The sequence below is a fragment of the Palleronia abyssalis genome, from assembly GCF_900302445.1.
GTDB lineage: Bacteria > Pseudomonadota > Alphaproteobacteria > Rhodobacterales > Rhodobacteraceae > Palleronia > Palleronia abyssalis.
This window is the reverse complement of the sequence record NZ_ONZF01000002.1, coordinates 301,979-326,534: the sequence shown is the minus strand read 5'-3', so window position 1 is coordinate 326,534 and position 24,556 is coordinate 301,979. Positions and strand designations below refer to the sequence as shown.

Sequence of the window (24,556 nt, the reverse complement as noted above, 5' to 3'; positions counted from 1 at the left end):
AAAGAACGCCCTCGGGGGGCGGAACCGATCAGATCGGCAGGTCCGCGGTCTGCCCCGAGTCCTCGAGATGCCATGTCGCCGACCACGCCGCGCCGCGCCGTTTCAGAAGCAGATAGTTGCGTTCGGCGGTGTATGCGCGCCTCTTGCCAGGCAGGGGATGCAGGCGGATGGGATGACCGCGCAGGGGCGCCTCGCCCAGCCGGGCCAGAAGCGACAATCCCGTGGCCAACGCTTCGGGCGGCGCGGGATGGGAAATGCCGGATGCGACCAGTTGATGCAGGGGGCCGCTGGCGGTCTGCATGGTGCCGCGCATCGCCAGATGGATCTCACCCGACAGGACGGTCACCGCCGAATCCTCGCGGTCATGAACCGCCATCAGATGGCTCAAGAAACGGCGCCATTCGTCGCGATGGGCAAAGCTCTGCCATTGGTCGCGCAGGTCGTCCTCGTAATCCTCCATCCGCCGGGTCAGCTTCATGGCCCGTTCGACCAGCGACAGGCGCGGCCCCAGCGCGGGGACGGACGAGATCACGAAGGTCCGCGCCTCGGTGCCGTCCAGGGCCGGCGCGAAATCGCCCCATGCCTCGTCGCTCATGATGGCGGACTTGCTGCGCGTCGACCGCAGGTCCGGGGCCACCAGTGAGATTCCGGGAAGATCGACCCGCCACGACATGCCGCGTCCGGCGCCGACGCAGATCTCCGGACGCTCGTCCGGGCGGCAACCGAACTGGAACATCAAGTATGCTTCGCGGGCGGATGCGAACAGCACCTTCGCGACGTCGCTGGTCTGTGCTGCGCGGCGCAGCGATCCCCAGCCGTCGCAGATGTCGTGATCATCCCAGACGCACAGCGACGGAACGCGCGCGACTACCTCCGAATACCCTTCCTGCGCCCATTGCAGGGTGTAGCGCGCGAAGAACGACGCATCGAGGGCGGCCTTCATCTCGCGCCATTCGTCCCCGCTAAGCGATTGCGGCACGTTGTCGGGCCACTCTTGCGACAGGGGATGGGCCTGGGTCACCTCGTCGGCATAGATCTGGTCGCCGCCGTTCAGAAGCAGCGGGATCGCCTCGTGATCCAGCCGGTTCGCCAGATGCGACCAAAGCGCGTTCCGGTCGGCGGGCGGACGGTCGAGATCGCCTTCCTCCTGCCCGTTGCAGGACGCGAAGGCGAGGGTAACGTCGCCGGTGACGTCCGTGGCTACGCGATATTCGACATCGTCGCAGGTATAGCGCGCTTCGGGGGCGGGAAGCGTCATCTCGACCCGCCAAAGCGTTCCGCCAGCGCGGGTCGCGATGGCCTCGGCCTCGTGTGCCCTGTCGGTCGCGAAACGGGGGGGATCCTCACCCTCCGCCCGGACACAAGTGGCCGCGACGCGCAAGCCTTCTGGCCCCGCGGCGCGCAGAAAAAGCATGGGTCCGGTACGAGTGGCTTCATCGGTCATCGGGCTTACCTAAGCGCCAGCGGCACCGTTGCAATGACGCTTTGACCTCGCCCTTGCGTTCGCTGTCGACTAGATGGTCGCACATGGCAGACCCCCTTGATCTTTTCCTCGCTGCGCCTCCGGGTCTCGAACCCTGGCTGGCCGAAGAATTACGCGAACTGGGATATGCCCCCCAGACCACGGCCGGGGGCGTCACCGTATCAGGCACCTGGTCAGATGTCTGGCGTCTGAACCTGGAATGCCGCGGGGCCACCCGGGTTCTGGCGCGGATTGCGGAGTTTCGGGCGTTCCATCTGGCCCAGCTCGACAAGCGGGCGCGGAAGGTTGCCTGGGGCGATGTCCTGCGCGCCGATCGGCCTGTGAAGATCGAGGCGACGTGCCGCAAGTCGAAGATCTACCACGCCGGTGCCGCCTCGGAACGCATCGCGCGCGCGATCCAGGAAGAGCTTGGCGCCCCTGTTTCGGACGATGCCGCCCTGACCCTGAAGGTCAGGATCGACGACAACAACGTGCAGGTCTCCGTCGATACCAGCGGGGAAGCGCTGTACAAGCGCGGCCATAAGGAATGGGTGGGCAAGGCGCCTTTGCGCGAGACGATGGCGGCCCTTCTGCTGCGTGCCGCCGGGTTCAACGGGAAGATGCCCGTGGTCGACCCGATGTGCGGATCCGGCACCTTCGTGCTAGAGGCGGCCGGGATGGCGGGGGGATGGCAGCCGGGTCGCGACCGCGCGTTCGCGTTCGAGCATCTGGCCAATTTCGATGCCGGGGCGGTGTCTGATCTGCGGCGCCTCGACGGTGGCACATCCTTGCACTTCCGGGGATCCGACCGGGACGCCGGTGCCATCCGGGGTGCCACCGCCAACGCCGAGCGCGCCGATCTGACGCAAGCCACGCAGTTCGACATGGCCCCCGTGTCCGACTTTGCCCCACCGGAAGGCCCCCCGGGCCTGGTGATGTGCAACCCGCCCTATGGCGCGCGTATCGGAAACCGCAAACCTCTTTTCGCGCTTTACGGCGCCTTGGGCGAGACGCTGAAGACGCGGTTCGCCGGCTGGCGGGTCGGCATCGTGACCTCGGACGGTGGGCTGGCGAAGGCCACGGGCCTGTCCCTGACCGAAAGCGCCCCCATCGCGCATGGCAGCCTGAGGGTGAAACTCTACACCGCGCAGCTTTAGCCGGTCGTCGCGGCAAACCGCACCCCCATCGCTCGACGCTTGGGCAGACCACCTGCAATCTGCCCGATAAATGATCATAAGGTGCCGCCCCGGGCAGGATACGGCCCGGCGGCGTGACTCTGCGCGCTCCCTCGGCCCCTATCCGGACCGGATCAGCATGGGGGAAGAGTCATGTTCTATAAAATCATCGTCACATTCGCAGTCAGTGCCTTTCCGGCCATGGCGCAGGAGTCCATTCCCTTCGCGCTGGACTGGAAGTTCGAAGGACCAGCCGCGCCCTATTTCGCGGCCATCGAGAACGGGCATTTCGAAGAGGCAGGCCTGGAGGTGGAAATCGCCGCCGGATCGGGCTCGCTCGATGCGATTCCGAAGGTCGCGACGGGCGCGTTCCCGGTGGGCTTCGCCGACATCAACAGCCTGATCAAGTTCCTCGACCAGAACCCTGACGCGCCGGTCAAGGCGGTCATGATGGTGTATGACAAGCCGCCCTTCGCGGTCGTCGGCCGTGTCTCTCAAGGGGTCGAGGCGCCCGCCGATCTGGAAGGCAAGATCCTCGGCGCCCCGCCGCCCGACGGCGCTTGGGCGCAGTTCCCCATCTTCGCCGCCGAGAACGACCTGAACATGAACGAGATCACGGTTGAGCCGGTGGGCTTCCCCACGCGCGAGCCGATGCTGGCCGAAGGCAATGTCGATGCGATTACGGGCTTTTCGTTCTCTTCCTTCCTGAACCTCGTTCGTCTTGGCATCCCCGAGGACGACATCTCGGTCATCCTGATGGCCGATCACGGCGTCGACCTTTACGGCAACGCGATCATCGCCAACACGGACTGGGCCGCCGAGAACGAAGAAACGCTGCGCAGCTTCCTTCAGGCGATCGCGGCCGGGTGGCAGGACGCCATTGCCGATCCCGCGGCGGCCACGGAATACCTGTTGTCCGCCAACCCCGCTGCCGATGCCGAGCTTGAGCAGCGCCGCCTGCAGCTTTCCATCGACCAGAACGTGATGACGGACTGGGTCGCGGAGAACGGGTTCGGGATCATCGACGACGCCCGACTGGACAGCGCGCTGGAGCAGATCGCGACCACCTACGAGTTCCAGAACGAGCCTTCGGCCGAGGTCTTCACCGACGCGTATCTGCCCGAGGGCGGCTTTTCCCTGAACTGAGGAGGATTGGCGTCGTAAGGCGCCGCTTCCATGACCCATCTCATCGACATCGCAGGTGTGCGGCACGCCTACACCACCGCCGAAGGGCCGCTGCCGGTTCTGGACGGTCTGGAAATGCAGGTTCCCAAGGGCGGCTTCACCGCCGTCGTCGGGCCGTCCGGCTGCGGCAAGTCCACGTTGACGCGCCTGGTCGCCGGCTTGATGCGCCCCGACGAAGGGACAGTGCAACTGCATGGTGAGAAGGTCACCGGACCGCGTGCGACCGTCGGCATGGCCTTTCAGAACCCCGTCCTGCTGGAATGGCGGACGATCCTGAAGAACGTCATGCTCCCGCTCGAGATCGTGTCCTCGAAGATGTCGCGTGCCGCGCAGGAAGATCGTGCGCGCCATCTGCTGAAGCTGGTGGGCCTCGAAGGGTTCGAGGACAAGCGCCCCTCCGAACTGTCTGGGGGCATGCGCCAGCGCGCGTCCCTGTGCCGGTCGCTTGTCCACAAACCCGAGGTTCTGATCCTGGACGAGCCGTTCGGCGCGCTGGACGCCTTCACCCGCGAGGACCTGTGGCAGACGCTTCTGGACCTGAAATCCCAGGAACCGTTCACCGGTGTCCTCATCACCCATGACCTGCGCGAATCCATCTTCCTGGCCGATCAGGTCATTGTCATGTCGGCGCGTCCGGCCCGAACGCAATACGTGATGGACATTCCCCGCAGCGGGCCGCGCACGCTCGACGATCTTTATACGCCCGAGGCCGCCGAGCGGCTGAACATTCTGCGTCACCAGATCGAAGTCGCACAGGGCCGGGCCCCGGCAGAGCCTGCCGAACCAAGGATCGACCCCGAACCGACCGAACGCGCCGTCCCGGAGACCCTGCCATGATCTTTCGCAAAGTCGGTGTCCCCTTCGCGGCGATGATCCTGTTCCTCATCGCGTGGGAGGTTCTGGTGTGGGCGAACGGGTGGCCGAACTATCGGATGGCGTCGCCTTCGGACCTTATCCCGGCCTACGAGCGCTACTGGCCCCTGTTTCTCGAAATGGGGTGGCAGACCCTGTGGCGCACCGTCGTTGGCCTTTTGCTGGCGGTGATCGTCGGAACGGGGATCGGCCTTGTCATGGGTATCTCGCGGACCCTGCGTGACGGTCTTTACCCGCTTCTGGTCGGGTTCAACGCGATCCCCAAGGCGACGGTCGTGCCCATCGTGGCGTTGATGTTCGTGGGGGCGCATGACTTCAATACGGTTCTGATCGCGTTCATGATCTCGTTCTTTCCGATCGCCGTTTCCGTTTCGATCGGGCTGTCGACGCTGGAACCCGAATACCGCGACATCCTGCGCGCCCTCGGGGCCAGCCAGGCGACGATCTTCTGGAAGATCGCGCTGCCGAAAACACTGCCCGAGTTCTTCGGCGCCCTGAAGGTGGCGGTCACGTTGGCCTTCATCGGCACGAACCTGATGGAAATCGTCTCTCCCCACGGGCGGGGGTTGGGGGCGTTGTTCGATTCCGGCAAGACCAACAGCGACTACCCGCTGATGTTCGCGGTCCTCCTCGCCCTCGCGGCGCTTGGCATCCTGCTTTATTACGTGGTCGTCGCACTGGAAAAAACCTTCGCGGGATGGGCAGAACGCCCGTCCGGCTGAATCCCGCCAAAACTAAGAGATTGTAGCTATACGACGGGCTGAACGGGGTTCAGTCAGCTTGACCGCGATCTTGGCTCAGCGCTCTGTCGTACCGGGTTGTATCGCGCCGTCGCACCTTGAGCCTGCTGAACGCAACCCTGATACGGTTGCGCCGTTTCACCCGTCGACTTTTTTAACAAGCCGCAGGGGGCTCTCCACGAACCCAGACATCTGACGGATCGTCAGGCCGAAGGGACATTCATCGTCAGGCATGTCTGGATTGCGGCGTGGCTATACTGCGTTCGCCTGCAGCGCTTGCCGGTTGGCAGCGGCGCCCAGGCCATGACAAGGTCGAACCAGACGGTCAGCGAACCACGCCGTTTCAGTCCTCCGCTGTCGACTGTGCAGTTCTTGGTCTTGTAGCTCGGCGGGATGGGTGTGCTCATGCAGACCAGTTGCCACGCTGGATCCACAAGGTGAATCCCCCTTGCCATTTTCGCGACAAAGCCAAGGGCGCTGCCAGGCTTGGCATTCCGTCTTGCGCCGAGAGCGGCTTTCGTAAGCTTCCCGCTGCGTTTTTTCGGGACCAGTTCTTTTCCGCCCTCGGCCGCTCGGTCCGGATTTGGTCAAGGTGGCGTCCCACGCGGAACTGCGCGCCATCGATTGAGCCGCGGCGACGCGGCGATCAAGGCGGCCACCGGCCAAAGCAATAGTTTACATTTCCGAGAGAGCCATTGCGAGACCGTGGCGAAGGCTTGACAGTACGCAATGAGAACCGGACTTGCTGCCAGTGAGCAACAGTGAGACCGCATGACAATCGACGAACGGGCAAAGGACGCTTACCCGCCTCCCGGGGGCCCCCAGGGTGCTTCGCCAAGGGTGACCGAGGGCGCGACGTTGAAGACCGCGTTGGGCGAGTTCGCGTACCGGGCGGGGTTCGTGAAGATGGGCGTGTGCCGGCCCGATGCCGTGGCCGAGGCGGGCGCCCGGCTGGATACGTTCCTGGGCGAGGGACGGCAGGGCCAGATGCACTGGATGACCGAAAAGCGGGCGTGGCGGCGCGATCCGCGCGCGCTGTGGCCAGAGGCTCGATCCGTGGTGATGCTGGCCGAGAGCTATACGCCCGGTCACGATCCGCTGGACGATCTGGCGTTGCACGATCGGGGGGCCGTCAGTGTCTATGCCCAGGGGCGCGATTACCACGACGTCGTCAAGAAGCGGCTGAAGCGCGTCGGCCGGTGGCTTCTGGAGGCAGTGGAGAAGGGCGGATATCGCGACCCGGCCGGGACGTGGGTCGCGCTGGGCGAAAAGGTACGGGGGACGCCGGAGATCAAGGTCTTCGTCGATACCGCCCCGGTAATGGAGAAACCGCTGGCGCAGGCCGCGGGCCTCGGCTGGCAGGGCAAGCATACGAACCTTCTCGGGCGCGATCTGGGAAACTGGGTGTTCCTAGGCGCGATCTTCACAACGCTGGACCTGTCTCCCGATGTGGCCGAAGTCGAGCATTGCGGATCGTGCCGCAAATGCCTGGACATCTGCCCCACTGACGCGTTTCCCGCGCCCTTCCAACTGGATGCGCGGCGCTGCGTCAGCTACTTGACGATCGAACATAAGGGTCCTGTAGACGAGGCGTTGCGGCCGGGGTTGGGCAATCGGATCTACGGCTGCGACGATTGCCTTGCGATCTGCCCGTGGAACAAGTTCGCCGTGGATGCTCGCGATATGCGGCTGTCCCCCCAGCCCGGACGGCGCGCCCCGAAACTGGCGGATCTGGCGGCCCTCGACGATTCAGGGTTCCGCGAGATGTTCTCGGGCTCGCCCATCAAGCGGATCGGGCGGGACCGGATGGTGCGCAACGTGTGCTATGCCATCGGCAACTCGGGCGATGCGTCCTTGTCACAGGTCGTGGATCCATTGACCCGCGACCCGGACCCCGCCGTTGCGGATGCCGCCCGCTGGGCTAGGCTGCGCCTCGACCGGGGGTAGGAGCTGAAGGTGCCACTGAAGGCCATAGCGCATCGGGTCGCGATCTGGGGAGAGCGCGCCTTCGACCGGCTATTTCCGGCGAAGACACCTGACGACCCGGTTCTGGACACCTATCGCGGTTACAGCGTGCCCGGTGGGATCATGCTGCGGGGTCGGGTTCTGGCCGCGCTGCGACGCACCACCCCCGAGCCTGAGCAGAGCAGATGGCAGAACCTTCGCGAGATGGTGTCGCTGTTCTTCACCCACGAAGTCGGCGGCGTCACGGTCGTGGCAACTGAAAGCGGCGTGACCGCGCAGAGCGACGAGGAAGGTTATCTGACGCTGAAGGTCCCGGGCGAGTTCGCGCCGGGCTGGCATCAGATTGCACTGGAGATCGAAGGCGTTCCGGGAAGCCGCAAGATGGCGCGTGCACTGGTCCCGTCGCCCGAGGCGCGGATCGGGATTATTTCCGATATCGACGACACGATGATGCATACGGGCGCCTACAGCCTGGTTCGCAATCTGTGGACGACGTTCACAGGCTCGGCCGCGACCCGACGGGTCTTCGCGGACGCAACCGTACTAATGGACCATCTGTCGGATCACGGGCGGAACCCGGTGTTTTTCGTCTCGTCCTCGCCCTGGAATCTGCACGCGTTCCTGGAAAAAGTGTTCGACCGCGCAGGGTTGGTGACGGGACCCATCTTCCTGCGCGACCTGGGGATCGGACAGGACCAGTTCATCAGCCGCGGCCATGGCGATCACAAAGGCCGGTCGATCGACCGGATCATGGAGGCCAATCCCGACTTGCCTTTCGTCCTGATCGGCGACACCGGGCAGCATGACGCGCAGATCTACCTGGAGGCATGTCATCGACACGGCGGCCGGGTGAAAGCCGTGATCCTGCGCGAGCCCGGCCCCGGTGCCGACGATGCCAGCCGCGCGGCGATGTCAGCGATCCGTCGCCTGGGGGTGATCGTGGCCCATGGCTCGGATTTCAGCGAAGTCGCCGAGGAACTGGAGCGCGGCGGGTTGTCCATCTGATCGCAGCCCCTGACGGGCGGTTCTAGCACTCAATTGGACAGCGCAGTTCTATGCACCACCCTGCGCTCTCTTGCCGCGTACGGCGTTGGTTGGGGCACCAACCCGGCGCAGCAACCTTGATGGTCGCCGAGAAGAACTGTAAGACAGGCTGGAGGAACAAAGCGTCTGCGTAGCTCAGCTGGATAGAGCACAGGATTCCTAGTTGTAATTGGGCGTTACGATCGGAAACGGCGTAACGGATCTGCTCAAAGTCGGGGAAAGCTACGGTGTACTCACACCTTGCCAATCCCGAGCCAAGCCCCAACCGGGGAAGGTGTAGAGACTGGACGGGCAGCACCTAAAGGTTTCGGCCCAAGGTGAAGGGACAGTCCAGACCACGAACGTCGAAAGGCGGCGGTGAAAGCCGAAGTGGTAAGAATCCTGGGGCCGTGGGTTCGAATCCCGCCGCAGACACCATTCCCTCTCTATCTTCCTTGCATTGCGCGCCGACTAGAGCGCCTCGAACAATACGAGACTTTCATGTCGGAGCCGCCAGCTGCGACTAGGTCCACCGATGACTGAGGCCGTCGTATATGCGTGGCACTTGTCCCGGCGCGAAGGCGAGGGTGCCAAAGAGGCCGGCATAGATTGCTGCCGAATCTGACACGGCGAAATAAGCAACTGAGGCTTAATTTAGGACATCCTAGAGAGTGACATGAAGCGTGCAGCGGAAAATTACCGACGGGTATTCCTTCGAAGGAAGGACGAGATTCGCGGTTCACCAGATATCACAGAGATTAGGGCTTTTGGAAAAGCGGCATCAGATGCGCTGATTACCTGAGACAGACTGCTGGAAGTGGATTCGGAACAGGGAGCGGCCCTTCAGCGAGAAACCGGGATTTCTTGGTGCCGCCCGCGTGCTGCCCAAGCAGGCATAATAGAATACCTCCCCTATGACAGGGGAGCCGCTAGAAGCTTTCCAAGATGGGGAACTACTGGTCGGAGTGAGAGGATTCGAACCTCCGACCCCTGCCTCCCGAAGGCAGTGCTCTACCAAGCTGAGCTACACTCCGACCGTGACGCGCGACCTACTGTCCTTTGGGCCGCTTTGCAAGGACTTCGTAGCCCGGAGGTATACGAGTTGCCCGGGCGCGGATGGCCGCAGCGATCCGGGGGGATGTTCCGGTCTCGACCCGTTGTCGGCCGGTCAGAACCGGCGCGTTTTCCGATCCACCAATGGATTCCCGAAGGACGACATAAAGACCGCTCGCGATGACCAGACCGGCCCCCGCCCAAGTTGCCGTGTCATTCGTCTCGCCAAAGAAAGCCCATCCGTAGAGCGCCGCCCAAACGATCTGGGAATAGTGCATCGGCGCGACAAGCGCCGCATCGGCCAGCCGGAACGCGACGAGCATCAGAAGTCCCGCCGCGAACCCGAACACGGCGATCAGAACCACCAGCCCGAGATGCGCCAGGGGCATGGGACGGTAAACCAACGGCAAAAGCGCGCCCATCAAGAGGACGTTCACCATCATCGGATAGAGCATCAGGACGACGCCCCTCTCCTCGCGCGCGATCCGGCGGGCGATCACCGATGCGACCGCGCTGCCCGACGCCGCGCCAAGCGCTGCCAGATGCCCAAGGGACAGGTCCGCCGTCCCGGGCCTCAGGACGACCATGACGCCAAGAAGCCCCACGACGACAGCCGCCCACCGGTGCCGCCCCACGGCTTCGCCAAGAATTGGGATCGACAGGATGGTAATTATCAGGGGCGACGCGAAGATCAGGGCGTAGGTCTGGGCAAGCGGAAGGACCGAGAAGGCGTAAAATCCGCACAGGCCCGTACAGACGACGGCCACGGTGCGGGCCGCCACCCACCACGGGTGCACCGGGCGCAGCGTGCTGGCCGACCGTTCCCGCATTAGGATCAGGGTCGCCAGGGGAAATCCGAACAGGACCGAGAAGAAGACGATCTGAACCGGATTGTAGTCGCTGCCCAAGGTCTTCACCACGACATCGTGCGTGGCGTAGAGGCCGAAGGCCAAAAGGGCGAGCATGGGTCCGGCGAGGCGAGGTGACATGGCGTCGCCATCATCCGGATTTGCGGACCGGTCAAGGGGAACTGCGATTTGAAAGTGGCGTTTCGTCGTGAAGGAGCTTGTGAATGGACCTGATCTACGCACTTCTGCGCGCGGCGTTCGGATTGGCGCTCGTGGTGGCTCTGACGCGGGCAAACGGCCTGCGCTCATTCTCGAAGATGTCAGGTTTCGATTTCGCGCTGACGCTGGCCATCGGGTCGACCTTGGCGAGTATTACGATGTCGGATACGCAGTCGGCCTTCTGGGCTGCGTCTGCCGCGCTTGTGGCCCTGTATGCGATGCAAGCGATTGTCATTCGGGCCCGGGAACAATGGGAGCCGCTGCGCAAGAAGCTGGACAACGGGCCGCTGCTGCTGGTCGAGAACGGACGAATACTGGATCACAACCTGGTACGTGGGAACGTCGCGCATGCAGACATCATGGTCAAACTGCGCGAGGCCAACGCCTTGCGCCTGAACGACGTTCACGCGGTCGTATTGGAGACGACCGGTGACGTCAGCGTGCTGCACGGTGAAGGGCCCGTGGATGAGGCCCTTCTGAACGGCGTGATCCGTTAGCTTCCGCCCATCGCTGCGATGATCGCGTCGCCCATCTCGGAGGTGGACACGGGCGATTTTCCGTCCTCGCCCAGAAGATCGGCGGTGCGGATCCCCTGCGCCAGAACGGCTTCGACCGCCCCTTCGACCAGATCGGCATGGTCCTGCATGTCGAACGAATACCGAAGCGCCATCGCGAAGCTCAGGATACAGGCGATCGGGTTCGCCTTTCCCGTGCCGGCGATGTCAGGGGCCGATCCGTGGACGGGCTCGTACAGGGCCTTGGGGCGCCCGTTTTCCATCGGCTTGCCAAGCGAGGCGGAGGGCAGCATCCCCAGCGATCCGGTCAGCATCGCGGCCGCGTCCGACAGGAGATCGCCGAACAGGTTGTCGGTGACGATCACGTCGAACTGCTTGGGCCAGCGGACAAGCTGCATCGCGCCCGCGTCGGCATACATGTGGCTCAGCTCGACGTCCTGATATTCGTGATCATGCACCCATTGCACTTCTTCGCGCCACAGGATGCCGGATTCCATGACGTTCGCCTTCTCCATCGAGCAGACACGATTGCCCCGCTTTCGCGCCAGCTCGAACGCCGCACGGGCCACGCGACGGATTTCCTCAGTGGTGTAGCGCTGGGTGTTCACCCCCACGCGACCGCCTTCGTTGTCATCCTGGATACCGCGCGGTTCGCCGAAATAGATGCCGCTGGTCAGTTCGCGCACGATCATGATGTCGAGGCCCGAGACGACGTCCTTCTTCAGCGACGAAAAATCGGCCAGCGCGTCGAAACACTGCGCGGGGCGCAGGTTGGCGAACAGGTCCATCTCCTTGCGCAGGCGCAGCAGTCCACGCTCGGGCTTCACCGAGAAGTCGAGATCGTCGTATTTCGGGCCGCCAACCGCCCCAAGCAGAACGGCGTCGACTTTCTGCGCCATGGCCATCGTATCGTCGTGCAGCGGAACGCCGTGTTCATCGTAGGCCGCCCCGCCGACAAGATCCTCGGCCACGTCGAAGGTGACGTTCTTATTGGCCCCGAACCAGTCGATCACCTTGCGCACCTCGGTCATGACCTCGGGGCCGATCCCGTCGCCGGGCAGGATAAGAAGGGACGGGTTGGGCATGGGGCGGGCTCCTTTGGTGGCGGGTGCGCCCGCGGCGTAGCCCGCACGTCCGGAACGGTCAAGCTGACCCGTCAGTCCAGCTGAAGGTCAGCCCAGACGATCCGGTGGCGCGGCCAGTGCTCAGGGGGTCCAAGGCGCGCGGCAATCTCTCCCCCGGGGGCGGGCCAGAGGATACCGGACCGCAGAACCTCGATCCCCGCCGAGGGAAGAAGGTAGGACACGCGCAGGGGCCCAAGTGGCTCGGCATAATCGGCCGTGGCCAGTCCCCCGTACCCCTCTGGCGTCGGATCCTGAAGACGGGCGTCGCTGAGCAGCGCGCGCAGCGTATCGCGCCTGCCCTCTCCCTGCCTTGGATCGACGTTGCCCACGCCCAGGATGACGAACGGCGCAGCGGGCGGCGGAATGGCCAGGTCGCCGTCCAGAAGCCGCAACCACAGGCCGGTTTCATCGCGGTTCCGGCGCCCGTTTCGATCCTCGGGGCCATCGAATACCGGCGGCGTGCCGTGCCACGTCATAAGCGTCAGCGTCACGCCATCGATCGCAACCGGAACGATCCAATGCGCGACCGAGGACAGCCTTTGCGCCTGCTCCACCTCCTCCGACATGGGCGGCAGATCGGCGCCCGGCACGTCCTTCCACAGCAGATCCGACAGGTCGATGACATCCCCGATCGCAACCAGAAAGCGGGACAGGATGGCCATGCCGCCGTCGCCCGCGAAATTGCCATAGCCTTGCGCATCCCTCGGCCCACCGCGCCGGCCGTCGGCATTGAGGTCGAGACCCGAGGGCAGGCCGGCGTTCGGGCGCAGCGCGAACCGTTCCGGGTAGGCCACGCCGTTCTGCTCCAGCCGGTCCGCCAGCGCGGTCAGCGTCGCGAGGCCCGCGTCGTAATCCACGTCCTGCAGGACCAGGATGTCCGGGTCGACCTCCTGGATCATTGCCACGACGGCGGCGACCTCGGTGTCTTCCGGGTCCATCACCCGGCGCAGAAGCAATCCCGGCCCGCGCTCGGACAGTCCCGTGTGAAAGGTCGCAATCCGCACCGGCTCTGCCAGCGCCGGGGTGCCGATCAGGGCAAGAAACGCCAGAAGCGCTGCGATCAGAGGGGCACCAGACCGACGCGGGGATTGGTGGCGTCCTTGCGGCGCACCTCGATCAGTTGCGCGATCCGCTGCATCGCCAGCCCCCGCATGATCAGAGAGAACGGCAGTCCCAGCCAGACCGCGACGGCCCATACCATGGCCTGCGGCTGCTCGAGCGATACAGCCGAGATCAATGCGCTGTTCGGCCCGAACACCATGGGAAGAACGGCCGGCATCGCGATCCCCGCGAAGATGTTGATGCGCCCATCCCGGTCCAGTCGGGAAACGACGTCGCCGGATCGTGTCGGATCGAAGGTCGGCAGGTTGATCCATACGTTGAACGTCCCCCTTCGCGGCCAATTATCGCGATGAAGATCAACGACGAAAAGGCAAAGGGCAATGACCAGCACCAGCAGCGCCAGGCCGAACGCGGAGACCAGCGTGTCGTAGGCCTGGAACGTCGCGGTCTCGGGCAGGACCGGCAAGGCCAACCGCATGGGAGAGAACGGAAAATCCAGAGCGTTTCCCACCACGTGACCAACCGACCAGACGAACGCGCTTAGGCCCGTGGGCGCGAGGTTGTGCCGTACGACGAGCGAGACGAGCACCAGTAGAAGCATGATCGCGCTGAACCGGATGCGATTGAACGGGGCCGCGTCGCGGAATTCGAACAGGCAGGGCGCGCTGGACCCGTATTCCAGCATTGTCAGGAACAGGCCCGCAATGGCTACGAAGGCGACGATCTGCGCAGTCTCGGCCGGCACGGTGGGAAGGATCAGCGACGGCGTCGCGATCAACAAAACCACCAATAGGCCGCGCAGGACGGCGCCTGTCAGACGAGCGATCACCGCTTCAATACCTCGATCCGGACGGGGACGATGCTTTGCCGGCCCCTTATCCTCGTGTCGATCCGCCTCTGGGGGCGGTTTGCCTCAATCTTGCCCAATTGTTGCCCCCTTTCGGTCGCGAGGTTCAAGGTTACCGAATGGTTAACGCGAGGCTTGGGGCATTTTCATGGAATGACTGGTGCGGGATTGCATCAATGTCTGGGTCAAAAAAGGCCGCCCAAAGGGGCGGCCCAACATGTAGTGTTTTCAACCAGTTCGGAACCAAGGTTGAAGTTCAGACCCAGGGTCGCGCCTGAGCGGCCTGTGCCTCGAAACCTTCGATCGCCGCGTTCTTTTCAAGCGTCAAGGCGATGTCGTCGAGGCCGTTGATGAGGCAATGTTTGCGGAAGGCGTCGACCTCGAAGGGAATGGTCTGGCCATCGGAGGTCGTGATTTCTTGCGCCTCGAGATCGACAGTGATCCGGGCGTTGGCGCCTTTTTCGGCGTCCTTCATCAGGATATCGACCTGCTCTTGGGGCAGCGGAATCGGCAGGATGCCGTTCTTGAAGCAGTTGTTGAAGAAGATGTCGGCGAAGCTGGGGGCGATCACGCAGCGGATTCCGAAATCCTTGATCGCCCACGGCGCGTGTTCGCGCGACGAGCCGCAGCCGAAATTATCGCCTGAAATCAATATCTCGGCATCGCGATAGGCGGGCTTGTTCAGCACAAAGGTCGGGATCTCGTCGCCGTTATCGTCGAAGCGCATCTCGTCGAAGAGGTTCTTGCCCAACCCTTCGCGCTTGATCGTCTTCAGGAACTGCTTGGGGATGATCATGTCCGTGTCGACATTGATCAAGGGCAGGGGCGCGGCGATGCCGTGGAGGGTGGTGAACTTTTCCATGGGGGATCCTAGCGGTCGGTTGAGGGGGCTGAAGGGGCGAAAAGGCGTCGGGCAGACGTCCCGCATCCGTCGGACACGGGTCCCGCACGGGCCGGGCCTGGGCCGGACACGCGCCGGGCCTCTGCCGGACATGCGTCGGGCAAATGTCGGGACAGGGTCACGCGGCCCCCCTGCCCTGCGTGCGCAGCGGTAACAGGTCGGCCCCCAGTCCGAGCGCAGAGAGCGAGTCGGCCCGCCGGTGCCGGGACCACGCCCGTTTCGCCCGCGACAGATGTTCGGGCCCGGTCGTCGCGCGCGACGCTGCCAGCGCGGTGCCCGCCTGGCTGTCGCGGTCGAGGCAGGCCCGCACCTTTCCCTGCCGTTCGGGCGGGACGGGGTGGCCGAGGCAAAGCGCGGCTGCGGCGACGGGGTCGGCCAGAAGCGCGCGGTAATCGAGGATGCTGGGAGAGAGGTCGGCCATCTCGGACAAGCCATGGGCCATTGCGTCGATCCGGCCGTCCAGGGGATCGTCGGGAAAATGGCGCGCGTTCGAGGCCGCCCAATCCGGAAAGGCGCGGGTCAGAAGGACAGGTGTCACGCCCGCCCCGCAGATCGCGCGCGCGGCCTGCATGGACTGGCTGCGGAACTTCAGAACCAGCGGTCCTTCGGGGGCATGGGTCGCGGCATGGCCTTTCACGTGCGCGGCAATGGCGGTTAGGCGATCCTGCACCTGCGCATCCCCGGGCCAGCGGCGCGACAGCGGGCCCAGCGCGGTGAAGGCATCGAGCTCGGACAGGACGGTCGCACCGGCCGCGGACAGAACGCGGCCCAGCAAGGTCGAACCGCAGCGGCCGATGGAGAACAGGCCGATCACCGGACGGTCGGACAAAGGTAAGGTGTCGACTGCGCGCGACTGCATGATTCGGGCGCGCTCGGCCTGTTCGGCATAGGCGAAGGCTGCCCCGGTCAGCGCGTCGTAGCCGACGTCGCACAGGGTCGCGGTGCCCGAGGCCGCGTCCAGCGAATAGACCGACCCCCCGCCGATATCGGGCGCGGGATCGCCCGGCCAGAAATCCCCGGCCGAGGCGAAGGCGCGCGCGTCGTCGCGACGCCGCCCGGCGATGTGCCGGGCGGGGCCGTCCGTGCCTTGCGGCGCCAGAAGCCGGTCGCGGTCGGTCATGACCCCTGTGGCCCTCAGGCCGGTTCGGGGGTCGGCTGCGTCAGTTCGCGCACATCTGTCAGGCGGCCGGTGATCGCGGCTGCCGCCGCCATCGCGGGCGACATCAGGTGCGTGCGGCCGCCACGGCCCTGCCGCCCCTCGAAGTTGCGGTTCGAGGTTGCGGCACAGCGCTCACCCGGGGCCAGCTGATCGGGGTTCATGGCAAGGCACATGGAACACCCGGCCTTGCGCCATTCAAAGCCCGCCTGCTTGAAGATGTCGGCCAGGCCTTCTTCCTCGGCCTGGGCGCGCACGAGGCCCGAGCCGGGAACGACCATGGCGCGCAGGCCGTCCTTGATCTTGTGGCCCTTCAGGATCGCGGCGGCGGCGCGCAGATCCTCGATCCGGCCGTTCGTGCACGAGCCGATGAAGACCGTGTCGATCTCGATCGCGCTCAGCGGGGTGCCGGCCTTCAGTCCCATGTATTCCAGGGCGCGCTTGACCGCATCGACCTTGCCGCCCGAGAAGTCGTCGGGCGCGGGGACCGATGCGGTGATGGGCAGCGCATCCTCGGGCGAGGTGCCCCAGGTCACGGTCGGGGCGATGTCCTCGCCCTTGAGGGTAACGACCTTGTCCCAATGGGCGTCGTCGTCGGAATAAAGCGTCTTCCACCACGACATCGCCGCTTCCCACTGGGCACCCTTGGGCGCGTGGGGGCGGCCTTTGACGTAGTCATACGTCGTCTCGTCCGGGGCGATCAGGCCCGCGCGGGCACCGCCTTCGATCGCCATGTTGCAGATCGTCATCCGGCCTTCCATCGACAGCGCGCGGATCGCCTCGCCGCAATATTCGATGACGTAGCCGGTGCCACCCGCGGTGCCGGTCCTGGCGATGATCGACAGCACAATATCCTTGGCCGTGACGCCGGGCGACAGCTGGCCCGTGATCTCGACCTTCATGTTCTTGGACTTTTGCTGAATCAGCGTCTGGGTCGCCAGCACGTGTTCCACCTCGGACGTGCCGATCCCGTGGGCCAGCGCGCCGAACGCCCCGTGGGTCGCGGTATGCGAATCGCCGCAGACCACGGTCATGCCGGGCAGGGTCCAGCCTTGCTCGGGGCCGATGATGTGGACGATCCCCTGCCGCACGTCGCTGACGGGATAGTAGTGGATCCCGAAATCCTTGGCGTTCTTGTCCAGCGCTTCCAGCTGGATGCGCGATTCCTCGTTGTCGATGCCCTTGTCGCGATCCTCCCACGTGGGGACGTTGTGGTCGGGCACGGCGATGGTCTGGCCGGGCGCGCGCACCTTGCGGCCCGCCATGCGCAGCCCTTCAAAGGCCTGCGGGCTGGTCACCTCGTGGACGAGGTGGCGGTCAATATAGAGAAGCGAGGTGCCGTCGGTATCGGTCACCAGATGGGCATCCCAGATCTTGTCGTAGAGTGTCTTGCCGGACATGGTCGGGTCTCCTGTCGCGGAGTGAGTGGTTTTCTGTCGGAACGGGGGCGCGGCGTTCAGAGACGCGCGAGGATCGAGCGGCTGTCGCCCTCGAAGCGCTCGGTCAGGCGCTGGTGGTCGTCCATGTCGAAAACGCGGTCCATGGGCCGGGGTCATAGCGCATCCGCGCGGCGATTTGAAGCCACGACCTTGTGGGCGGCCAGACATGGCGTAAGGGTGGCGCGATGGAAGGCGAAATGAACGCGCTGTGGGCCGAACTGGCCGCGATCTGGGGGCTTGTCCGCCTCCAGTTCGAGAACCTGATGCTGCCTTCGCGGCTGTGGCAGCTGGCGCTGATCCTGGCGGTCGCTGTGGCGTCGCAGGTCGTGACCATGCTGGCCCAGCCCCGCATGCGCGAATGGATGCGCGGCCGCGACTGGCCTATCTGGCGGCTGCGTCTGCTGCTGGTGGTGAACCGGCGGCTGCGGCTGATCTTCTTCTTTGCCGGGATGTGGATGGTGACCTGGGCAATGCGCGCGGTGACGCCCTTCCCCTCGCGCAGCTACATCCTGGCCCTGGTGGCGACGCTGGCCACCGCCTGGCTGATCGTGGTCTTCGGCGCGCGGTTGGTGCGCAACCCGGTGCTGCGGCGCGTCGTGCGCTGGGCGCTGTGGGTCTACGTGACGCTGTGGGTGTTCGGCCTGGTCGAAGAGGTGTCGGGCGCGCTGGACCAAGTGGCGTTCACCCTGGGCGAGGTGCGGCTGAGCCTTCTGATCCTGGTGCAGGCGGTGGTGCTGGTGACGGTCTTCTTCGTCGTGGCCCGGTTCGCGGCGGCTGCGGGGACCGATCGGATCCGCCGAAGCGAGGATCTTTCGCCTTCGCTTCGGGTGCTTCTGGTGAAGATTTTGCAGATCGCGCTGTATGGGGCGGCGCTGTTCGCGGGGCTGCGGGCGGTGGGCGTGGATCTGACGGGGCTTGCGGTCCTGTCGGGCGCGATCGGCGTGGGGTTGGGGTTCGGCCTGCAGAAGGTCGTGTCGAACCTAGTGTCGGGGGTGATCATCCTGCTCGACAAGTCGATCAAGCCCGGCGACGTGATCTCGTTGGGCGAGACCTTCGGCTGGGTCGGCACCCTGGGCGCGCGCTATGCCTCGATCACGACGCGGGATGGCAAGGAATACCTGATCCCGAACGAGGATCTGATCACCGGGCAGGTGGTGAACTGGTCTCACTCGAATGATTTCGTGCGGCTGGACGTGTTCTTCGGCACCTCCTACCAGAACGACCCGCATCTGGTACGGCGCATCGCGGTGGACGCGGCCCTGGGCGTCGATCGGGTCCTGCAGGAACGCAAGCCGGTCTGCCACATCGTCGGCTTCGGCGATTCCAGCGTCGACTACATCCTGCGCTTCTGGATCACCGACCCGACGGGCGGCCTGACGAACATCCGCGGCAACGTCTACCTGGCGCTGTGGGACGCGTTCCAGGACAACGACATCGCCATCCCCTTCCCGCAGCGCGAGGTGCGCGTGCTGAACAAAAGCCTGCCCATTGCCGACCGTTCGTGACGCTCGCCCCGGGGACGCCGCCGCCATCGCCCGTATCCACGTGACCGCCTGGCGCGAGACCTATCGCGGGCTGTTCCCCGATGCGGTCCTCGACGGCATGGACGAAGCGGCGCGGCGCGATCTCTGGGCGCGGGCCATCGCGCAGGGAACGACGCGAATTGCGGTGGCCGAGGGCGGCTTTGCCCAGTCCGGGCCGCAACGCATCGACGCGCACCGGAACGCCTACCCGCAGGAACTGTGGTGCATCTACCTGCAGCGAATTGCCCAGGGACGCGGGCTGGGGCGCGCCTTGTTCGAGCATGTGTGCCCCGAAGTGCCCTTTACCGTCGCGGTCTTCGCCGCGAACCCGGGCGCCTGCGCGTTCTACGAACGGATGGGCGGGCGATGTCTGTCCGAGGCGCCGGAAGAGGTGTTCGGTATAACCCTGCCCGAACGGCTCTACGCCTTCGACCACCACTCCGGAGAATAGCCGCAGCCCCACCCCCGCCCTTCATCCTTGAAGGAAATACCCTGGGGGCTCGCGGCACGCGAGCGGGGCAAAGCCCCTCCGCCCTTACCTATTAAAACCGATCACTCGGATCCGACGCATTATCCATCTTGCCCGGCGCGGGGGTCAGGTCTATGTCCGGCGGCGGGACACCCCTCCCCAACGAGGGGCATATATCTGGAAGGATACCATGTCTGCACCTGCGACCCCGGCCACGCGGCCGGCAAATCCGCGTTTTTCGTCCGGCCCTTGCGCCAAACCCCCCGTTTTCGCACTGGAATCGCTGTCCGACGCGCCCCTGGGCCGCTCGCACCGGGCTGCCGTGGGCAAGTCGAAGCTGAAGCAGGCCATCGACGAGACTGCCCAGCTTCTTGGCGTGCCCGACGGTTACAAGGTGGGGATCGTGCCCGCCTCTGACACCGGGGCCTATGAAATGGCAATGTGGTCCCTGTTGGGCGCCCGCCCTTCCGAGACGTTGGCGTGGGAGAGCTTCGGCAAAGGCTGGGTCACCGACGCGGTCAAGCAGCTGAAGCTGGCCGAGAACGAGGTCCGCGAGGCCGAGTATGGCGAGATCGTGGATCTAGCCGCCGTCGATTGGAACAAGGACATCTGCTTCACTTGGAACGGCACGACCTCTGGCGTGCGGGTGCCGAATGGAGACGTGATCCCCGCGGATCGCGAGGGGCTGACGATCTGCGACGCGACCAGCGCCGCTTTCGCGCAAGATCTCCCGTGGGACAAGTTGGATGTGACCACGTTCAGCTGGCAGAAGGTGATGGGCGGAGAGGCCGCGCATGGCGTGATCGTGCTTAGCCCCCGCGCGGTCGAACGGCTGGAAAGTTACACCCCCGCATGGCCGCTGCCGAAAATCTTCCGCCTGACCAAGGGCGGGAAGCTGATCGACGGCATCTTCAAGGGCGAGACGATCAACACCCCCTCGATGCTGTGCGTCGAGGATTGGCTGCTGGCGCTGGCCTGGGGCCGGTCCGTGGGCGGGCTGAAGGGCCTGATCGACCGCGCCGACCAGAACGCACAGGTCGTGTGGGATTTCGTCGCCGCGAATGATTGGATCGACAATCTGGCGGTGGACAAGGCCACCTGGTCGAACACCTCGGTCTGCCTGAAATTCACGGACCCCGCGGTCGCGGGCGACGCCGATTTCGCCAAGGCCGTCCAGAAGAAGCTGGAGGCCGAGGGCGTGGCCTATGACGTGGGCAGCTATCGCGACGCGCCCGCCGGTCTGCGGATCTGGTGTGGCGGCACGGTGGAGAAGGCCGATCTTGAGGCCCTGATGCCGTGGATCGACTGGGCCTATCACGCCGTCCTGTCCGAGCGCGAAGCCGCCTGATCCGAGCCGTGGCGGTGCGCATGAATGCGCACCCTACGGGCTGATATTCTCGGTGCGCGGGGTCTCTGCCCGCGCCCGCTTTCCCACTATCGTTCAAGGAGTGCCTGACATGGCCCCCAAGGTTCTCGTCTCCGACAAGCTGTCGGAAACCGCCGTCCAGATCTTCCGCGACCGCGGCATCGAGGTCGATTTCGAGCCCGGATTGGGCAAGGACAAGGATCGCCTGCTGGAGGTGATCGGCCAGTATGACGGGCTGGCCATCCGCTCGGCCACCAAGGTGACCGACAAGATCCTGGCCGCCGCCGACAATCTGAAGGTGATCGGCCGCGCCGGGATCGGTGTCGACAACGTGGACATCCCCGCCGCGTCCCAGAAGGGGGTGATCGTGATGAACACGCCCTTCGGCAACTCGATCACCACAGCCGAGCATGCCATCGCCATGATGTTCGCCGTAGCGCGCCAGATCCCCGAGGCCAGCGCCTCGACCCATGCCGGCAAGTGGGAGAAGTCCAAGTTCATGGGGGTCGAGCTGACCGGCAAGACCTTGGGCGTGATTGGTGCGGGCAATATCGGGTCGATCGTGATCGCCCGCGCGCTGGGCCTGCGGATGAAGGTCATCGCCTACGATCCGTTCCTGTCCGAGGAGCGCGCCGCCGAGCTGGGTTGCCGCAAGGTCGAGCTGGACGAGCTGTATGCGCAGTCCGAATTCATCACCTTCCACGTGCCGCTGACCGACAAGACCCGCAATATCATGTCGCGCGAGGCCATCGCCAAGCTGAAGCCCGGTGTGCGCATCGTTAACTGTGCCCGCGGCGGTCTGGTGGACGAGGCCGCGCTGGCCGAGGCGCTGAAGGAGGGCCGCGTCGCCGGGGCCGCGTTCGACGTCTTCGCGGAAGAGCCCGCGACCGAGAACCCGCTGTTCAACCTGCCGAACGTGGTGGTCACGCCCCATCTGGGCGCCGCCACGACCGAGGCGCAGGAGAACGTCGCCCTTCAGGTCGCCGAGCAGATGTCGGATTACCTTTTGACGGGGGCGGTGTCGAATGCGCTGAACACGCCCTCGGTCACGGCCGAGGAAGCCAAGGTTATGGGCCCGTGGCTGAAGCTGGCCGAGCATCTGGGCAGCTTCATCGGCCAGATGACCGACGAGCCGATCGAGGCGGTGAACGTGCTTTACGACGGCATGGTGGCCGAGATGAACCTGAACGCGCTGAACGGCGCGGTCGTGGCGGGGATGATGCGTGCCTCGAACCCCGAGGTGAACATGGTTTCGGCCCCGATCATCGCCAAGGAGCGCGGGATCGACATCAGCCGCACCACGCAGGAGCAGACCGGCGTATTCGAGGCCTATATCAAGGTCACGATGAAGACCGCCCAGCGCCAGAGGTCGGTCGCGGGGACCGTGTTCTCGGACGGGAAGCCGCGCTTCATCCAGATCAAGGGCATCAACATCGACGCCGAGGTGGGCGAGCACATGCTGTATTCCACCAACGAGGACCGCGCGGGCATCATCGGCACGCTGGGCCGGGTGCTGGGCGAGAACGGCGTGAACATCGCGAACTTCACGCTGGGCCGGGCCGAGAAGGGCAGCGACGCCATCGCCCTCCTCTACGTGGACGAGGCGGTGACGCCCGATGTCGTCGGCAAGCTGCAGGACAGCGGCGTGTTCAACGCGGTTCGCCCGCTGCGCTTCCACACCTGAACCGGCAGGGGGCCGCTTTCGCGCGGAAAACGGCCCCCTTCCACTGGTCGACCACTCTCGGTCGGCGTATGTCGCGCCGCATGGCATCACTTCGCGGCATCGTCCTTATCTGCATCGCATTTTCCGTGCTCACGCTCATGTCCGCCTTCGTAAAGGCGCTGGGCGACAGCGTGCCCACGGGACAGATCGTCTTCTTCAGGGCGTTTTTGTCCCTGCCCATCATCACGCTTTGGCTATGGGCGCGCGGTGATCTTCAGAACGGCCTGCATGTCGAGAACTGGAAGAGCCATGCGCTGCGCGGTCTGGTCGGGACGACGGCGATGGGGCTGGGGTTCACGGCGATCACCCTTCTGCCGCTGGCCGAGGTGCAGGCGATCCGCTTCGCCACGCCTATCTTCCTGGTGATCTTCGCGGCGCTGTTCCTGGGCGAGGTATTTCGCTTCGTCCGCCTGGCCGCCGTTCTGATCGGGTTGGTCGGCGTCATCGTGATCGTCGCGCCTGAGTTCGAGACGGGATCGTTGGACAATGTCGCGTTGATCGGGGCGGGGTTGGCGCTGGCCTCGGCTGCGTTGGCTGCCATGGCGCAAACGTTGATCAAGGCGATGTCAGGAACCGAACGCAGCGAGGCGATCGCGTTCTATTTCCTTTCGACCGCGGCGGCCTGCTCGCTTTTGACATTGCCGTTCGGCTGGGTCTGGCCAACACCGCAAGAGGCGCTTCTGTTGGCCGCATGCGGGGTGTTCGGGGCCATCGGGCAGGTTCTTCTGACCATGAGCTACAAATACGCGGATGCGTCCGACCTGGCGCCGTTCTCCTACATCTCGATGCTGTGGGCGGTGATGATCGGCTTCGTCTGGTTCGGCGAGATCCCGCGCCCGGCGACTTTCGCGGGCGCGGCGCTGATCATCGCATCAGGCGTCGTTATTGTCTGGCGCGAGCGCCGGCTGGCGAAGGGCGCAACGGCACGGCGCAAGCTGCGGGCCAAGGGGATGTACTGATCCCCCCGGTCCCGCCGCGGTTCAGTTGCGGACGAGCTGTTCGTAGCTGTTGGCAACGTCGAGGGCCATCGCGCCGACCTCGAACCGGAAGTCGCCGATCTGGCCGACGGGCGTGACCTCGGCCGCGGTGCCGGTCAGCCAGCACTGTTCGAACCCCTCAAGCTCTTCGGGCATGATGTGGCGTTCGTGGACCGGGATGCCCTTTTCCTTCAGCATCTGAAGCACGGTCTGGCGGGTGATGCCGTTCAGAAAGCAATCGGGCAGCGGCGTGTGCACCTCGCCGTCCTTGACGAAGAAGATGTTGGCGCCGGTCGCCTCGGCCACGTAGCCGCGATAGTCCAGCATCATCGCGTCCGAGCATCCCTTCGCCTCGGCGGCATGCTTGGACATGGTGCAGATCATGTAAAGGCCGGCCGCCTTCGCCTCGCACGGGATCGTTTCGGGCGAGGGGCGCTTCCATTTCGACAGGTCGAGCTTGGCGCCCTTGGTCTTGGCGTCACCGTAATAGGCGCCCCATTCCCACGCGGCAACGGCCATGCGCACCGGGTTCCGGGCGCTGGCGACCCCCATGTCGGGCCCGGCCCCCCGCCATGCGACCGCACGGACATAGGCGTCGGTCAGGCCGTTGGCTTGCAGGACCTCGGCCTTCGCCTCCTCGATCTGGTCGACGCTGTAGGGCACCTCGAAATCGATGAGGTTGGCGGATTTCTTCAGACGCTCGGAATGCTGGCGGGACTTGAAGATGGTGCCGCCATAGCACCGCTCGCCCTCAAACACGGAAGAGGCGTAGTGCAGCGCATGGGTCAGGATGTGCACCTTCGCGTCGCGCCATTCGACCAGCTGGCCGTCCATCCAGATCTTGCCGTCGCGATCGTCGTATCCGCCCGACATCCTCATTCTCCTTGCCCTAAAGTTGCGCGGGGTGGGCG

21 protein-coding genes, 1 tRNA gene and 1 pseudogene are annotated in these 24,556 nt (G+C 65.0%); 12 read left to right on the top strand and 11 right to left on the bottom strand.

The annotated features are described in order from the left end of the window. Positions 1–28: 28 nt before the first annotated feature. Positions 29–1,444, bottom strand: a complete 1,416-nt coding sequence (locus PAA8504_RS05300) for an alkaline phosphatase D family protein (protein WP_108893117.1) — start codon at positions 1,442–1,444, stop codon at positions 29–31. Between the two features lie 83 nt (positions 1,445–1,527). Here PAA8504_RS05300 and PAA8504_RS05295 point away from each other — a divergent pair, with 83 nt between their 5' ends. The 4 genes from PAA8504_RS05295 (at position 1,528) to PAA8504_RS05280 (ending at position 5,417) form a co-directional block, all read left to right on the top strand. Beyond that, positions 1,528–2,619 carry a THUMP domain-containing class I SAM-dependent RNA methyltransferase gene (locus PAA8504_RS05295; protein WP_108893116.1) on the top strand — a complete coding sequence of 364 codons (1,092 nt, stop codon included), beginning with the start codon at positions 1,528–1,530 and terminating at the stop codon, positions 2,617–2,619. Between the two features lie 171 nt (positions 2,620–2,790). After that, entirely contained in the window at positions 2,791–3,783 is a 993-nt protein-coding gene (locus PAA8504_RS05290) for an ABC transporter substrate-binding protein (RefSeq protein WP_108893115.1), read from the top strand. Positions 3,784–3,813: 30 nt separating this feature from the next. Beyond that, positions 3,814–4,659 (top strand): ABC transporter ATP-binding protein, encoded by an 846-nt coding sequence (locus tag PAA8504_RS05285; RefSeq protein ID WP_108893114.1) that lies wholly within the window; start codon positions 3,814–3,816, stop codon positions 4,657–4,659. Continuing rightward, positions 4,656–5,417, top strand: a complete 762-nt coding sequence (locus PAA8504_RS05280) for an ABC transporter permease (RefSeq protein WP_108893113.1) — start codon at positions 4,656–4,658, stop codon at positions 5,415–5,417. Before PAA8504_RS05285 ends, PAA8504_RS05280 begins: the two co-directional genes overlap by 4 nt. A 174-nt stretch (positions 5,418–5,591) precedes the next feature. Here the strand turns inward: PAA8504_RS05280 and PAA8504_RS05275 are convergent. Then, positions 5,592–5,842: pseudogene (locus PAA8504_RS05275) on the bottom strand (transposase); the annotation flags it as partial. Between the two features lie 499 nt (positions 5,843–6,341). On the opposite strand from PAA8504_RS05275, the gene queG reads away from it, so the two are divergent. After that, positions 6,342–7,382 (top strand): tRNA epoxyqueuosine(34) reductase QueG, encoded by a 1,041-nt coding sequence (gene queG, locus PAA8504_RS05270; RefSeq protein WP_245897555.1) that lies wholly within the window; start codon positions 6,342–6,344, stop codon positions 7,380–7,382. A 9-nt stretch (positions 7,383–7,391) separates the two neighbouring features. Then, on the top strand, positions 7,392–8,405 hold the full coding sequence (locus PAA8504_RS05265) for an App1 family protein phosphatidate phosphatase (protein WP_108893110.1): 1,014 nt from the start codon (positions 7,392–7,394) through the stop codon (positions 8,403–8,405). 975 nt (positions 8,406–9,380) lie between these two features. Here the strand turns inward: PAA8504_RS05265 and PAA8504_RS05260 are convergent. Then, positions 9,381–9,457 (bottom strand) — tRNA-Pro (locus PAA8504_RS05260). A 15-nt stretch (positions 9,458–9,472) separates the two neighbouring features. Beyond that, positions 9,473–10,465: a DMT family transporter gene (locus PAA8504_RS05255; RefSeq protein ID WP_108893109.1), complete on the bottom strand. Its 993-nt coding sequence runs from the start codon at positions 10,463–10,465 to the stop codon at positions 9,473–9,475. Between the two features lie 83 nt (positions 10,466–10,548). On the opposite strand from PAA8504_RS05255, the gene PAA8504_RS05250 reads away from it, so the two are divergent. Beyond that, positions 10,549–11,040, top strand: a complete 492-nt coding sequence (locus tag PAA8504_RS05250) for a DUF421 domain-containing protein (protein WP_108893108.1) — start codon at positions 10,549–10,551, stop codon at positions 11,038–11,040. Here PAA8504_RS05250 and leuB read toward each other — a convergent pair. The 6 genes from leuB to leuC form a co-directional block, all read right to left on the bottom strand. Beyond that, on the bottom strand, positions 11,037–12,143 hold the full coding sequence (gene leuB / locus PAA8504_RS05245) for a 3-isopropylmalate dehydrogenase (protein WP_108893107.1): 1,107 nt from the start codon (positions 12,141–12,143) through the stop codon (positions 11,037–11,039). The two genes, PAA8504_RS05250 and leuB, sit on opposite strands and share 4 nt — an antisense overlap. Positions 12,144–12,214: 71 nt before the next feature. Beyond that, complete coding sequence (locus PAA8504_RS05240) at positions 12,215–13,186, bottom strand: endonuclease/exonuclease/phosphatase family protein (protein ID WP_245897526.1); 972 nt, start codon at positions 13,184–13,186, stop codon at positions 12,215–12,217. A gap of 56 nt (positions 13,187–13,242) precedes the next feature. After that, complete coding sequence (locus PAA8504_RS22425) at positions 13,243–14,073, bottom strand: hypothetical protein (protein WP_108893106.1); 831 nt, start codon at positions 14,071–14,073, stop codon at positions 13,243–13,245. 274 nt (positions 14,074–14,347) lie between these two features. After that, entirely contained in the window at positions 14,348–14,953 is a 606-nt protein-coding gene (gene leuD / locus PAA8504_RS05230; protein ID WP_108893105.1) for a 3-isopropylmalate dehydratase small subunit, read from the bottom strand. 157 nt (positions 14,954–15,110) lie between these two features. Then, a complete protein-coding gene (locus PAA8504_RS05225; protein ID WP_108893104.1) occupies positions 15,111–16,112 on the bottom strand; it encodes a hypothetical protein in 1,002 nt (333 codons plus the stop codon). A gap of 14 nt (positions 16,113–16,126) precedes the next feature. Next, a complete protein-coding gene (gene leuC / locus PAA8504_RS05220) occupies positions 16,127–17,548 on the bottom strand; it encodes a 3-isopropylmalate dehydratase large subunit (RefSeq protein WP_108893103.1) in 1,422 nt (473 codons plus the stop codon). A 224-nt stretch (positions 17,549–17,772) separates the two neighbouring features. Between leuC and PAA8504_RS05215 the strand changes: the two genes are divergently transcribed. The 5 genes from PAA8504_RS05215 to PAA8504_RS05195 all read left to right on the top strand — a co-directional run bounded on the left by PAA8504_RS05215 (position 17,773) and on the right by PAA8504_RS05195 (position 23,627). Beyond that, positions 17,773–19,092, top strand: a complete 1,320-nt coding sequence (locus tag PAA8504_RS05215; RefSeq protein ID WP_108893102.1) for a mechanosensitive ion channel family protein — start codon at positions 17,773–17,775, stop codon at positions 19,090–19,092. Continuing rightward, complete coding sequence (locus PAA8504_RS05210; RefSeq protein WP_108893101.1) at positions 19,076–19,561, top strand: GNAT family N-acetyltransferase; 486 nt, start codon at positions 19,076–19,078, stop codon at positions 19,559–19,561. The genes PAA8504_RS05215 and PAA8504_RS05210 overlap by 17 nt, the downstream gene beginning before the upstream one ends. 208 nt (positions 19,562–19,769) lie before the next feature. Then, on the top strand, positions 19,770–20,927 hold the full coding sequence (locus PAA8504_RS05205) for a phosphoserine transaminase (RefSeq protein ID WP_108893100.1): 1,158 nt from the start codon (positions 19,770–19,772) through the stop codon (positions 20,925–20,927). Positions 20,928–21,036: 109 nt separating this feature from the next. Beyond that, a complete protein-coding gene (gene serA, locus PAA8504_RS05200) occupies positions 21,037–22,629 on the top strand; it encodes a phosphoglycerate dehydrogenase (RefSeq protein WP_181375700.1) in 1,593 nt (530 codons plus the stop codon). Between the two features lie 80 nt (positions 22,630–22,709). Beyond that, complete coding sequence (locus tag PAA8504_RS05195) at positions 22,710–23,627, top strand: DMT family transporter (protein WP_245897525.1); 918 nt, start codon at positions 22,710–22,712, stop codon at positions 23,625–23,627. Between the two features lie 21 nt (positions 23,628–23,648). Here the strand turns inward: PAA8504_RS05195 and PAA8504_RS05190 are convergent, their stop codons facing one another. After that, positions 23,649–24,518, bottom strand: coding sequence for a branched-chain amino acid aminotransferase (locus PAA8504_RS05190; protein WP_108893097.1), 870 nt, complete (start codon positions 24,516–24,518; stop codon positions 23,649–23,651). Positions 24,519–24,556 lie beyond the last annotated feature (38 nt).